This window comes from Macrococcus sp. DPC7161 (assembly GCF_004117835.1).
Lineage (GTDB): Bacteria > Bacillota > Bacilli > Staphylococcales > Staphylococcaceae > SDSC01.
The window spans coordinates 369,957-382,209 of sequence record NZ_SDSC01000001.1; the positions used below are offsets into that span (position 1 = coordinate 369,957).

Sequence of the window (12,253 nt, forward strand, 5' to 3'; positions counted from 1 at the left end):
GATGTGATTAGATGCCATTAATTAATAGGTATCATCAAAAAAACAACGGTAAATATGATGTTGTAGTACGTAACGTATCACTTAATAAAGATGCGTTACTACTACTTGAAAATGATTTACCAGTTGATGTTGAAATTAAAGTTATTGATCCAAACAAAATAACTGACCAACAACGCAAAAAAATATTCGCATTGTGTAATGACATTGAAAGTCATACAGGACAACCACGTGAATACATGCGTCAAATGTTTAAAGACTATTTAAGTAGTATCTATGGATATGAACAAATAAGCATGAGTAATTGCAGTAAATCGCAAGCTAAACAGTTGGTAGAAATCATTTTGAATTGGGTGTTCTTGCACGATATTCCGTTGAATGTGAAAACAAGTGACTTAATGAAAAATGATAAAGAATTTTTATACGTGAGTACATTGAATAGAACGTGTGTTATCTGTGGTAAACCTCATTCAGATTTAGCACATCGTTTTGCAGTTGGTCGAGGTAGAAACAGAAACGAAATCAATCATTATGGCAATCAAGTACTTGCGTTGTGTCGTGAACATCATAGCGAACAGCACGCTATTGGTATTGATTCATTTAACGATAAATACCATTTACATGAAAGTTGGATAGATGTTGATGAACGATTAAACAAAATGTTGAGAGGTGAAAAAAGTGATTGAAAAAACAATAGGTGTGAATTTTAGAATATTTGCAGCAGTTAAGAATGTCGATATTGCAGAAATCCATAAAAGTACTGGTATTGCAAAAACAACATTATATTCCTTTAAAAAAGGAGAGATGAAAGGCATACAATTATCAACTTTAGAAAAATTGAGTGAATATTTTAAAGTCGAAGTTCATGAATTTTTTGTAAAAGGTGATGCAGATGAATAACAGAGATTATATTTCATCAATCATTACTCAATTCAGTGGACGAAATAACATTATACCGATACCAGTAATTTATTTAGAAATTACTGAAGATTATCCAAGCGCTGCATTACTCAATCAGATGATCTATTGGTCAGACAAGACTAGTAGAAAAGATGGTTATTTTTATAAAACTTATAATGAATGGTTTGAAGAATTGCATTTAACTGAATATCAAGTACGCAGAGCCACAAAAAAACTAAATTCCTTAGGATTTGTTGAAACTGCATTAAAAAAAGCAAATGGCGCACCTACTTTACATTACAAAGTTGATACCACGCAAGTGTCAGAATGGATTCTTAAGAAACTTAAGAATGGAAACTTAACAAACTTAAGAATGGAAACTGAAGAAACTCAAGAATCTTTAACAGAGATTACTACAGAGATTACTACAGAGAATAATATAAGCGCATCTAAAAATGCGCAAGATTCACAACTCATTAATGAATTTAATGAATGGTATGAACTTTATAACAAAAAGAAAGATAGAAAAGCAGCATTTACTAAATTTAAAACAGCAAGAAAGAAACATACATTTGAAGTCATTATGAAAGGTACTAAAGAGTACTTAAAAACAATTACTAATAAACAGTATCAAAAATATCCTAAAACTTTTTTACACAATGAAAGTTATTTAGAAGATTATTCAGATTCATACGTAAATGCTGAACCATTAACAGGAAATATATTTGACGAGTTAAGAAATGAATACAAATGAAGCTATTAACTTAATAGAAATGATAAGTAATTCATATCATCAAATAGCATTTACTAAAGAAAAATCAAGAATATGGATAGAGATACTTGTTAAAGGTGATTACGAGTTAAGCAAACAGAAATTAGAGTATCACATCATTAATAGCAAATACGCACCAGTCATTAATGATTTCTTAGTTATTAAGAAAAATAACAACTTTGAAAAACTAGAAGAAATTCAAAGTGCTGATTACGAAGTTATCAGACGTGAAGAAAACGATCCAGTTTTAAAAGAGAAACGTGATGCAGCAAAAAGAAGACTCATTGAGAAGATGACACGGATGAAAGAAAAGATTGAAGGTGATGCAATTGAATAACTGCGAACATGTATTAATTGCATCAATCATAAGATTTCCAGATTTATATGAAAAATTAGAGTTACAGACTCACATGTTTCAAATGGACGATGTGCGTAACACGTTAGAGTTATTTAATGAGTTAGGTAAAGCAGACATTGAAGAACTGTATAGACGTTCGAAAATTGAAGCAAACAAGTACATTACACCTCAACAAATTGTTGAGTACAGCAACGACAAATTAATATTTAAAACGCACTTTACTAACAATCAAATCGAAGTGCTAGAGAATTACAAAACTAATAAGTTAGCACATGCCACTAATTTGTATTCTAATGCACCAAATAGAGCGAACAAAGAATATTTGGAACAAGTAATACAAGAAGTAAATTCGCTTCAAATACAGCCTAAAAATACAAAACAAGGTGTGTTGTTAGAGATATTAGAAGAATTAACTATTGATAAACGAAATGTTGTTAAAACAGGCTTATCTAATTTAGATAAAAAGATTGATGGATTCGAGCCAACGCAATTAAATATCGTTGGTGCTCGTCCGTCAATGGGGAAAACTGCATTTGCTTTAGCATTAGGAATTAACATGGCGAAGCAAGGCAACAAAGTACATTTTGTATCGATAGAAACAAGTGAAAAGAAAGTTGCTAAACGTGTGTTGAGCAACTTAAGTGGTGTTCCATTAGAAAAGTTTAAAAGTGCAAACAGAATGACAACAGAAGAAATGGACAAAGCAAGTGATGCAGTAGATGTATTTATGGATTTAGACTTAACGACTTATGACGTTGATAAGTTTACTCCAAATGCTGCAAGAAACATTTTAAGTAAAGACAAATCAAAAACTAATGTACTGATCATTGACTACATTCAGTTGATGCAATCAGATAGAGAATTCAATACAGAACGTGAACGACTAGAAGACATATCAAGACAGTTAAAAATATTAGCTAAATCAACTAAATCAATCATTATCGTACTAGCACAGTTAAACAGAAGTGTAGAGCAACGACAAGACAAACGTCCTATGATGTCAGACTTAAAGAGTGCTGGAGGGCTAGAGCAAGATGCTGATGTTGTCATGATGTTATACAGAGATGATTACTACAACAAAGAGCAAGAAGAAAGTGAATTTGGAAAATCTATTGTTGAATGTATCGTTGCCAAGAACAAAGACGGTGAAACAGGTATTGTTGAAACCCAATTTTACAAGCCTGTCCAAAGGTTTTTCTAATGAAAATATTTACGGTTGAAGATTATCTAGAAATGATTAGACGTGAGTATGTTAATGAAAAAATCGAACCTGTAAGAATTCAGTGGTTAAAGTTAGGTTTGACGGTTAAAGCTATGATTGATGAAGGTCAATTTAAGCTATATGACGAAGCTGGAGAACGTTTTGAAGACGAATTATATAAACGCATGAGGTGATTATATGAGAAGTATGAAATGGCATCGTAATGTGATGCCACACTACATCGAAAAGCCTGTAAATTTAGATGATTTAAATGAAATTCCTAAATACATAAAAGAAGAACGTAAAGTTAAACGTGTTGAATTGAAAGAATTTAAATTTGGTAGATATCCAAAAAATTAGATGAAATGATGTTCAAAAATTGGTAATAAAGGAGATTACAAAATGAGTAAATTATTAGAATTAACAGAGTTAATAGAAGCGTGGGCTATTGATAGAGATTTACATACAGCTGACTACAAAAAGCAGTTAATAAAATTAGGTGAAGAAACTGGTGAACTTTATGCAGGAGTTGCAAAAAATAATCAAGATTTGATTATTGATTCAATTGGAGATGCGTATGTAGTACTTACGATTTTGTGTTTACAAAAAGAATTCACATTCAAGCCTGTTGTATTAAAAGCGCAAGATTCATTTTATAAAAATGTTCAAAATGACAAATTAGATCCAGCAGATGCTGCTATAGATTTATTGTCAGCCACTGGAAGATTAGCAACAGTATTAGAGAAAAGCACAACAGTTAACATTCATTTGATGCACATTGAGTGGTTTTTAGGTGCATTATTTGAAGTTGCTAAATCTTATGATTTTGACTTAACAGCATGTACTGAAATGGCTTATGAAGAAATCAAAGACAGAAAAGGCAAAATGATAAACGGTGTTTTTGTTAAAGAGGAGGACTTATAAAATGAAATTCATTGTTAATCAAAAAAAAAGAGTGCTTTATGCATCACATGGTACTTTGCAGAATGGCGATGTAGTAACTATTGAAAAAATTGACAAGAAATTTAAATCAAACAACAACATTAAATATGTAGCAACTCATGATAAAAAAGGTCATGTACTAATTACTAAAAAAGATTTAAAAGACTTCACAGTTTTAAGAGATTACAAGCGTCCTAGAAAAATCACAGTATTTTTATTGTTATCACAATTATTAGTAAGAATCATGATGTTAGTAAGTCAAATTGAAGAAGCTAAAGGAGATAAAAAGAATGTTTAAAGTTGATGATCAAGTACGTGTAGTAATCTCTATGGACAATATTTTAGAAGGTCGAGTTACGTATGTTACAGATGAATATGTTTTTGTTGATGGCAAACCATATAAACATGATGAAGTTATTGGAGTACCAATTTACAAAAAAACGTTTGAAGGAAGTTTAAATAAAGTTGATGATGCTGGACTTCAATACAAATTAACACCTTATGTTATTGATAAAGGTGAAAAGACAGAAGCGCAACCACATTTAGATTCTAATGATGTTGTAGGACGATTTAAAGACGTGTTAACAGAACAAAATATTAAAGGTGTTAAAAAGTACGGAACAGTATTAAAAGACGCTGAATTGAGTCAATTAGAGTTAATTAAGCACATTGAAGAAGAAGCAATTGATTTGTGGCAATACATTCAAGTATTACGTGCATTAGTAATTGCTGATGAATTAGAAGATGAATAATATAGAAATTCGTTTCAGTGATGCAAAGGGGTTTAATGCACCAATGGCATCACCTAGACCACGATTCAGTAAAGTAGGTAACTTTGTTAAAACTTACATGCCTTCTAGTTACACAAAGCATAAAGAGTTTATACAAAAGCAAATGCCACAACTTCTGATTAATGGATCAATTAAATTAACAGTACTTTTTGAAATGCCGATGCCTAAAAGCTGGAGTAATAAAAAGCGTAAAGAAAAAAATAAAAGTCATCATACGAACAAACCAGATATCGACAATCTTTTAAAGACGGTTCTCGATGCTGCAAATGGGCACATGTGGTTAGATGACAATCAAATAGTAGAGATTCACAGTGCGAAGCGTTACGCAGAAATACCAAAAATTAAAATTAAATTGGAGGAAATTTAACATGACTACAATGAGAGATATTGACTTAGCAAAGGAATTAGTAATTAAAACGTTTGGAATTAACAAAATTGAAGTGTCTTTAATGAGATTTATGGTTGAGGATGCAAAAGTACAAATCATTCTAAAGTATGCAAAATTCAAAGTTACTTTTGATATTAGAGAAAAGAAGATTATTCATAAATTTGACGGGGAAATTGATTCAGAAACATTTAAAGATTTATGTGAAAAAGCTGAATACATCAGACGTGAATTATATGACAATCCAGAAGATGATAACCAACTCACTTTAGATGACGTAAATAACGATGATACAGAGCAAGTAACTGCTGAAGGTACAAACGCATTAGAAGCTGAAACAAACGATGAAAAGGTAGAAGAATTAGCAAATAACACAGTATTTGAAGATGAATAATTTAAGAATCATGAAAACAAGTGAAGCACGCATTGTGCTTCACTTACTTAATAACTTCAATGAGAAATTTTATTTTAGTAAAGCAGACATCATTGAAGATTATAAAAAAGGTACTCAATTCATATTGATTGATAATAGTGAAATTGTTGCATGCTTTACTTTAGAACAAGTGAACTATTCAATACATTTCAAACGATTTTCAATCATTGGTGATAATCACGGAAAAGAGTACATGAAAAAGACGTTAATGATTTTAAAAGATTATTTTGGGAAGTTATCTGTAACAATTCTACCTACTAATGAAAAAATGAAAAGCATATTGTTAGATCAAAAATTTAAATTTATCGAAGAAGTACAGTCTACAAGAACAAACGACATTTACGAATTATATACATATACAGGAGTGAAGTAATATGGCAAGACCGGCAAAATTAAATGGATACAGTATTAAAGAAGTAGCACGAATTGAAGTTGATTTAAAGAGCAATCACAAAATAGTACGTAAATTAAACGTATTAGAAACAGAGTATTTAAAGTTTAGAGGAAAGTATTCTAAACAATTAAATGATGAACAAAAGAAATATATTAACGAAAAAGAACTAGGTTTAATCATTGACGATGAGCCTGTTATTAAAACGAAAACAAAAGTGGTTAAAGATGGAGAACTTGAAAAAGAGTTTGAAACATTAAAGACAGCTTATGAAAATACAGTTAATGAATTACTAGAAGAACGTGACTATAAACAAAATCTACAAACTAAAATAAATGGCTTAGAAGAAGATTTACAAGCAGCTAATTTAGAAATCAAGTCATTAAATCGTGATAAAAAATCATTATCAAAAGAAAATAATGATTTAGTGAAAGAGTACGAACGACGTATTAAAACGACTGAAAAAAGTTTGAGATTAAAATTTGATAGAGAAATTAAAGATTTAAATAAGCAACTTGAATTGCATCAAGAAACAATAAAAATTTCAGCAGAAACAAATGCGAAATTGAAAGAAACATTGAATGCAGCAAAAGAAGCAATAGTTGAATTAGAAGAACGTGAAGTGAATTTAGTAAGTGGCTATGAAAATCAAATCAAAGAATTGAATAGCAAATTAGAAAACAACACTCAATTAAGTAGTGATGATCCATTCAAAATTATTAAGGTACATGGCTCACCTTTAGAAGTACAAGGTGCATTTAAAAACAATGTTATTCATACATTGTTAGAAAATAACGAGTACAGCAAAGAAGATTTATTATATATCAAAAACAATATTGAACATTGTATTGCTTACATAAATAAATTGGATGTTGCTGAGAATGTATAAAAAAGGCGATGTAGTAATTTACGAAGATGAGAAGTATACAGTAACAGAAATTTATTATGAAATGGGCTATCCAGTTTATTTACAGGTAGATGGACTGGATATGCTTCTATTTATGGATGAGGTGAAAAAGTATGAAGATTAAACAACGTAAGTATGTGAGTGAAAAAGAAGCATTATATTGGTTGATTGACAATAGTGAAACTCTTTTGGGAATTGAATTTGAAATAAATGCTTATGGAGATGAGTTTTTTGTGTGTGATTTTAGGTATGATGAACGACTAGGTAAGACTGAAGATGGTAGTTATTACATTAATGAAGAAGTAGAAATTACAGAAGACACTAAATTCAATGGGTTAATCGTTACAAGAAAAGGTTTAGGTAAATACTATGACTATCATGTAGCTATGGATGCTTCAATTAATAGTGTTAAACGATTCTGTGAAGATATACTTTTTATCAATATCCAAAATGATGACGGTAGCATCGGTGAATTGATATGGTCAAAGGAGTGTAGGTTGCATGAATGATTTAGGACAACGAATCAAATCAATTAGATTGTCGTTTGGCGAGAATATGAGAGAGTTTGGAGAACGTTTCAATGCATCAGATAGTTTGGTTAGTCGATGGGAGAAACATGGTGTAATACCTACTCCTGAACGTTTAAAAGCTATAGCAGAATTAAGTAATCAATCTGTGGATGAATTATTAGATGTTACTGACTACAAACAACTTTATGAACAACAAAAACAACAAATCAACAAACTAAAAAAAGAAATACTAAATCTCAATAGTTACATTGTAGGTCATGGTAATGGTGACGAGATGGCTGTCATGAGTCAAGTATTGTTGGTGCTTGAAAACACTATAATTGATGATTGGAGAGACCAAGAATGACTGAAGTAGTAACTTATTTACGTGTAAATATAAACGGCAAATGGACGAATTTAGGAATAGTAGCAGATGAAACAGAAATCAAAGAGCATTTTAAGTTTGTTGAAGATTTATTGATGCAGAAAGAACGTGCTGATGAACTGGAGAAAGAAAAAAATGATGCAGTACTAGCTTTGTTTAATCAAAAAGATTATTACGGAAAGTTAGTTAGTGAAGAAAAACAACGTGCTGATTTGTTACAAGATCGTTGGAATGATTTAACTAAAAAAATTGAAGATGCAATGATATTTATTGAACGTGAATTACTTCATGCTAAAGAACATTATAGTAAAGATGACATTGATGAAAGGATTCAAATACAACATTTAAATTCGTTTCACAGTGGTTTTGAAAATGTAAGAAGAAAAATGAAGAATTTAGAGATTAAATATAAACATAGAAATAAGGAGGATGACGAGTGATTTTTAAACCATACAAATACTATTACACAGAATTATTAGAAGCTTTAAGCAATAACGAAAAGTTATTAGAAGATGGTCGTATTTCAGAAGATGAACGAAATAAATATTTAAAAGTTATTGTTGAAAAATACAGATTTGAAAGAATCAGTGAAAAGTACGAGGATGAGCATAGAAAATTTGAAGTTTGCTTATTTGGGGCATTATTAGTTTTTTTCATCACTGTAATTGCAATAATATACGTCTGATTTGGAATACAACTCCAAATTAGACGAAGTATTCGATAATACCGAATAGTTACTAGAAAACTACTAGAAAACAATTTCGATTACAGTCGAAACGTTTATCAAATATGGTATCTGTTTCGATTGTGGTCGAAATCATTAGGAGGAAATGAGAATGAGTTCATTTTTTACAGAAGAAGAATTAACAGAGATGAGACACGCAGGAAAAATGGTTGAATTAATGGCAGAGAAAAATATCTCTATTGAACAGTTGTCGTGGCATGTACATTTTACAGGACAAGAAATATACGAAGTTATGAATGAATTATCATATAAAAAAGAATTAGTGGATGAAGCTATATCTTTTTTAGAAAATTCGTTTTTACGCTCTAATAAAAAAGGAGAAAACGAAAATGTATTTTGATGATTATATTAAAGAAGATAAATTCAAAATTATAAAAGTAACATACAGAAATGTAGAGGTGTTATTTCTGAACAGATTAGATGCACATAAGGCTACTGATGATTTAGTTCAATTGTATGGTGGAGAAGTAAAAACGGAATCTGTTTATGTCGAAGGTGATTTAATAACGTATTTAAGAAATAACGGTTACGAAATGAAAAAAATTAACTGATCGAAAGGAACGAGGATTGTGGAACTTATTAAAGAATTTATTAATCATAAAGCTTTTGTAGACGATAAAAAAATGAAAGAGTATACTGGCTATCTTTTTAGATTCAACAACGGATATGGAGTTAGCGTAATAAATAATCATAGTACTAACGGTGCTAGAGGTTTAGAATTAACAATTTTAAAAAATGACAGCAGAAGAAATATAACTAATATTACTGATGAATTTATTCCTAATTTAAATATTAATCAAGTTTTAGTTATTTTAGATAAAATCGAGAAACTCGAAAAGGAGAATGTAGAATGATACCTAAATTCAGAGCGTGGGATAAGAAAAAGAAAATTATGAATACTGTTGATGGAATACATTTTGATGGAGATGAAGTGTGGGAAATTTCATGTCATGGTGTATGTTGGAGTAATGTAAGAAATTATATTTTAATGCAATCAACTGGACTACATGATAAAAACGGTAATGAAATATACATTGACGACATTGTAAAAGATAAGAACGGATACATCTACAGAATGAACATGAATAATTATGATTTTGTTATGCGACATAGCCATTTAGAATTTGAAATTGTAGGTAATGTGTATGAAAATGCTGATATTTTAGGTGTGTAAGATGTTGCAATACATATCTAACGAAGCATATCAAAAGCTTTATAAGAAGTTTAAAAAAAGAGATTGGCAACAACTCACATCTAAACGTTATAAAGATAAAATATTTTATACGCTTAAAGGAGATAAATATTTAACGCTTGATAATTGTGCTGATGAAGTATATATAGAAGAATTCGACAGCATTAGAGAATTAAAGAAGTTTTACAATGAATCATATCAACTTGAATTATTTTAAGGAGGTTACTAATGAATAAAGTCACTAAACTAGACAGTAACAAACCTTATTCGCCACAATACATTATTGATCAGATACAAAAAGAAATTGATGGAGGTAAAGTTGAAGACTTGATAGTAATCTCTAGAAAAGGTGATGACATACGTTATTTCACATCACCAATTTCAGATGTAGAAACAATAGGAACTATTGAAATAGTTAAGATGAATATTTTATAGAGGTGATAAATTATGTTGAATTTCTTTTTATGGATACTAGTAATTAGTATATCAGCAGTAGTAATGACATTAGCAGGCACATTCATATATTTAGTATTGCGTGAATTATCTAAGAAATAGGAGGTCTATATGAGTCATAGAGAAATAATATTAGATTTCATCGAAAACTATGCGTGGAAAAGTAATCTTATTAAGTCTGACAGAAATGACTTACAAATTAAAATTACAGCGATGTATGGAATAGAAGCTACATTACCTAAAGCACAAGGTGTAACAGGTGATAAAACAGGTAGTGAAGTAATAAGACGTATAGCACGTGAAGAACGTTATCAAACGTATGCTAACGAAATCATGTTCATGAATTACTGTTTAGAACATTTGACAGGGCTAGAACATGAAATACTTAATTTAATGCTGCATGGTAGATCATTAAATAATTGTGGTGCAAAGTTAGGTGTTAAACGTAGAAAATTAGAAAATAGCTACAACAGTATGTTAGATAAATGTATTGATATGTATGTACGAGAGTATCAAGTGTAGCAGAATGATATATATTGAACGATATGTAAAATATAACGAAATGTATATATGATTTATTTATTAAAAAATTTTTTGATATACTGGGTATGTACTTCGTTAGTACAATCCATTCTCCTATGTATATATGAACGAAAAGCCATCTAGATTATTCTAGGTGGTTTTTGTATTATTAAAGTGTTCATAAAATAAAAGGAGAAAAGAAAATGAATATTAAGAAATGGGAAAAAGCACGTGAAAAGGCAGAAATTTTACTAAAAGAAGTAAACAATAGTAATATCACTGATACCCTTGAAAAAATGGACTATATTGTTGTTTCAATGTTAGAGGATGAATATCTAATTAAGAAATTAAGAAGCATTAATTCATTGTCGTTTTATAGAGCTACATCTTTAAAAGAAGTATATGATTTTATAGAAAGTGTAATCGTAAAAATAGATGATGAAATTGAATTTTTTAATGAACCAGAATATGCAACTAAAACTGAAAAAGAGAATAGTGTGTTTATAGTACATGGTCACGATGAACCACTAAGACTAAATGTTGAAAAAATTTTATTGAATCAAGGTATTAAACCAGTAGTCTTATCTGATACTGTTAATGGTGGAAAAATGATATTAGAAAAATTTCAAGAAGAAATTAGAAAATGTAAAGCTGCAATTATCATTTACTCAGCAGATGACAAAGTAAATGACGGTTCACAAGCAAGACCTAATGTTATTTTTGAACATGGATATGCTATTAGCGAATTAGGAAAAGATAGAGTGGTTATGATAAATGGTTCAAATGATATACATTTACACTCAGATATTTCTGGCTTATTATACATACCAGTAATTGAGGATTGGAAACATAGAGTCCTAAAAGAACTTGATTACATGGGATTTGATATTGATTTTAGCAAACAATAACTAATGACACCTTTCGAGGTGTTTTTTTAATACAAAATTTTATAAGTTATTAACGTGAAAGTGGTGATAAATGGATATGAATACTTTAAACAATGCGAATTTTAACGATTATTTGAACTTGAACCCGAAACAACAAGAGTGTATAAGATTACTTGTTGGTGAAGGATTGTACAAAAAAGACATTGCAAAAAAAATTAAAGTATCAGCACAAACTATTTCTACATGGGAAAAAGATGAGAAATTTAAAAGTGGTAAAGCTGGTTACAACGCACATTATTTATCAAATGCTGTGCCAGAAGCATTAAGAACGATGCGTGATTTATTACGTGCTAAGTCTGAACTTGTACGTTTCCAAGCAGCAAAAGATATTTTAGATCGCACTGGTTATGTACCTGTTGATAAACAAGAGATTGAATTTACTACACCTACATTTGTAAACAACGTGCCATTGGATGATTAGGC

The 12,253-nt window shown here is 30.1% G+C and carries 28 protein-coding genes; all 28 read left to right on the forward strand.

The window, feature by feature from the left end; genetic code table 11:
- Positions 1–11: 11 nt before the first annotated feature.
- A complete protein-coding gene (locus ER639_RS01735) occupies positions 12–683 on the forward strand; it encodes a putative HNHc nuclease (RefSeq protein ID WP_129064027.1) in 672 nt (223 codons plus the stop codon).
- Positions 676–897 (forward strand): helix-turn-helix domain-containing protein, encoded by a 222-nt coding sequence (locus ER639_RS01740; RefSeq protein ID WP_164993323.1) that lies wholly within the window; start codon positions 676–678, stop codon positions 895–897. Before ER639_RS01735 ends, ER639_RS01740 begins: the two co-directional genes overlap by 8 nt.
- On the forward strand, positions 890–1,651 hold the full coding sequence (locus ER639_RS01745; RefSeq protein WP_129064029.1) for a replication protein: 762 nt from the start codon (positions 890–892) through the stop codon (positions 1,649–1,651). The genes ER639_RS01740 and ER639_RS01745 overlap by 8 nt, the downstream gene beginning before the upstream one ends.
- A complete protein-coding gene (locus ER639_RS01750) occupies positions 1,638–2,006 on the forward strand; it encodes a hypothetical protein (protein ID WP_129064030.1) in 369 nt (122 codons plus the stop codon). The genes ER639_RS01745 and ER639_RS01750 overlap by 14 nt, the downstream gene beginning before the upstream one ends.
- The gene (locus ER639_RS01755; protein WP_164993324.1) at positions 1,999–3,228 is read left to right on the forward strand and encodes a DnaB-like helicase C-terminal domain-containing protein; all 1,230 of its coding nucleotides are present in this window, start codon (positions 1,999–2,001) and stop codon (positions 3,226–3,228) included. The genes ER639_RS01750 and ER639_RS01755 overlap by 8 nt, the downstream gene beginning before the upstream one ends.
- Positions 3,228–3,422 carry a hypothetical protein gene (locus ER639_RS01760; protein ID WP_129064032.1) on the forward strand — a complete coding sequence of 65 codons (195 nt, stop codon included), beginning with the start codon at positions 3,228–3,230 and terminating at the stop codon, positions 3,420–3,422. Before ER639_RS01755 ends, ER639_RS01760 begins: the two co-directional genes overlap by 1 nt.
- Positions 3,423–3,426: 4 nt before the next feature.
- Positions 3,427–3,588: a hypothetical protein gene (locus ER639_RS12200; protein WP_164993325.1), complete on the forward strand. Its 162-nt coding sequence runs from the start codon at positions 3,427–3,429 to the stop codon at positions 3,586–3,588.
- A gap of 42 nt (positions 3,589–3,630) precedes the next feature.
- A complete protein-coding gene (locus ER639_RS01765; protein WP_129064033.1) occupies positions 3,631–4,152 on the forward strand; it encodes a MazG-like family protein in 522 nt (173 codons plus the stop codon).
- A gap of 1 nt (position 4,153) precedes the next feature.
- Positions 4,154–4,468, forward strand: a complete 315-nt coding sequence (locus tag ER639_RS01770; RefSeq protein WP_129064034.1) for a hypothetical protein — start codon at positions 4,154–4,156, stop codon at positions 4,466–4,468.
- Positions 4,461–4,922, forward strand: coding sequence for a hypothetical protein (locus ER639_RS01775; RefSeq protein WP_129064035.1), 462 nt, complete (start codon positions 4,461–4,463; stop codon positions 4,920–4,922). The genes ER639_RS01770 and ER639_RS01775 overlap by 8 nt, the downstream gene beginning before the upstream one ends.
- Positions 4,915–5,328 (forward strand): RusA family crossover junction endodeoxyribonuclease, encoded by a 414-nt coding sequence (locus ER639_RS01780; RefSeq protein WP_129064036.1) that lies wholly within the window; start codon positions 4,915–4,917, stop codon positions 5,326–5,328. The genes ER639_RS01775 and ER639_RS01780 overlap by 8 nt, the downstream gene beginning before the upstream one ends.
- Before the next feature lies 1 nt (position 5,329).
- The gene (locus tag ER639_RS01785; RefSeq protein WP_129064037.1) at positions 5,330–5,740 is read left to right on the forward strand and encodes a hypothetical protein; all 411 of its coding nucleotides are present in this window, start codon (positions 5,330–5,332) and stop codon (positions 5,738–5,740) included.
- Complete coding sequence (locus tag ER639_RS01790) at positions 5,733–6,152, forward strand: hypothetical protein (RefSeq protein ID WP_129064038.1); 420 nt, start codon at positions 5,733–5,735, stop codon at positions 6,150–6,152. The genes ER639_RS01785 and ER639_RS01790 overlap by 8 nt, the downstream gene beginning before the upstream one ends.
- A 1-nt stretch (position 6,153) precedes the next feature.
- The gene (locus ER639_RS01795; protein ID WP_129064039.1) at positions 6,154–7,059 is read left to right on the forward strand and encodes a hypothetical protein; all 906 of its coding nucleotides are present in this window, start codon (positions 6,154–6,156) and stop codon (positions 7,057–7,059) included.
- The gene (locus ER639_RS12205; RefSeq protein WP_164993326.1) at positions 7,052–7,201 is read left to right on the forward strand and encodes a hypothetical protein; all 150 of its coding nucleotides are present in this window, start codon (positions 7,052–7,054) and stop codon (positions 7,199–7,201) included. Before ER639_RS01795 ends, ER639_RS12205 begins: the two co-directional genes overlap by 8 nt.
- The gene (locus ER639_RS01800) at positions 7,191–7,586 is read left to right on the forward strand and encodes a hypothetical protein (protein WP_129064040.1); all 396 of its coding nucleotides are present in this window, start codon (positions 7,191–7,193) and stop codon (positions 7,584–7,586) included. Before ER639_RS12205 ends, ER639_RS01800 begins: the two co-directional genes overlap by 11 nt.
- Complete coding sequence (locus ER639_RS12410; RefSeq protein WP_240663972.1) at positions 7,579–7,953, forward strand: helix-turn-helix domain-containing protein; 375 nt, start codon at positions 7,579–7,581, stop codon at positions 7,951–7,953. The genes ER639_RS01800 and ER639_RS12410 overlap by 8 nt, the downstream gene beginning before the upstream one ends.
- Positions 7,950–8,411, forward strand: a complete 462-nt coding sequence (locus ER639_RS01810) for a hypothetical protein (protein WP_129064041.1) — start codon at positions 7,950–7,952, stop codon at positions 8,409–8,411. The genes ER639_RS12410 and ER639_RS01810 overlap by 4 nt, the downstream gene beginning before the upstream one ends.
- Entirely contained in the window at positions 8,408–8,656 is a 249-nt protein-coding gene (locus tag ER639_RS01815) for a hypothetical protein (RefSeq protein ID WP_129064042.1), read from the forward strand. Before ER639_RS01810 ends, ER639_RS01815 begins: the two co-directional genes overlap by 4 nt.
- 151 nt (positions 8,657–8,807) lie before the next feature.
- Complete coding sequence (locus ER639_RS01820) at positions 8,808–9,056, forward strand: hypothetical protein (protein ID WP_129064043.1); 249 nt, start codon at positions 8,808–8,810, stop codon at positions 9,054–9,056.
- Positions 9,046–9,267 (forward strand): hypothetical protein, encoded by a 222-nt coding sequence (locus tag ER639_RS01825; RefSeq protein ID WP_129064044.1) that lies wholly within the window; start codon positions 9,046–9,048, stop codon positions 9,265–9,267. The genes ER639_RS01820 and ER639_RS01825 overlap by 11 nt, the downstream gene beginning before the upstream one ends.
- An 18-nt stretch (positions 9,268–9,285) precedes the next feature.
- Entirely contained in the window at positions 9,286–9,570 is a 285-nt protein-coding gene (locus ER639_RS01830; RefSeq protein WP_129064045.1) for a hypothetical protein, read from the forward strand.
- Positions 9,567–9,890 (forward strand): YopX family protein, encoded by a 324-nt coding sequence (locus ER639_RS01835; RefSeq protein WP_129064046.1) that lies wholly within the window; start codon positions 9,567–9,569, stop codon positions 9,888–9,890. The genes ER639_RS01830 and ER639_RS01835 overlap by 4 nt, the downstream gene beginning before the upstream one ends.
- Before the next feature lies 1 nt (position 9,891).
- Positions 9,892–10,125, forward strand: coding sequence for a hypothetical protein (locus tag ER639_RS01840; RefSeq protein WP_129064047.1), 234 nt, complete (start codon positions 9,892–9,894; stop codon positions 10,123–10,125).
- An 11-nt stretch (positions 10,126–10,136) separates the two neighbouring features.
- Positions 10,137–10,343: a hypothetical protein gene (locus ER639_RS01845; protein WP_129064048.1), complete on the forward strand. Its 207-nt coding sequence runs from the start codon at positions 10,137–10,139 to the stop codon at positions 10,341–10,343.
- A 129-nt stretch (positions 10,344–10,472) separates the two neighbouring features.
- Positions 10,473–10,883: a hypothetical protein gene (locus ER639_RS01850; RefSeq protein ID WP_129064049.1), complete on the forward strand. Its 411-nt coding sequence runs from the start codon at positions 10,473–10,475 to the stop codon at positions 10,881–10,883.
- A 203-nt stretch (positions 10,884–11,086) separates the two neighbouring features.
- Entirely contained in the window at positions 11,087–11,791 is a 705-nt protein-coding gene (locus ER639_RS01855; protein ID WP_129064050.1) for a TIR domain-containing protein, read from the forward strand.
- Between the two features lie 76 nt (positions 11,792–11,867).
- Complete coding sequence (locus tag ER639_RS01860) at positions 11,868–12,251, forward strand: phBC6A51 family helix-turn-helix protein (RefSeq protein WP_129064051.1); 384 nt, start codon at positions 11,868–11,870, stop codon at positions 12,249–12,251.
- Positions 12,252–12,253 lie beyond the last annotated feature (2 nt).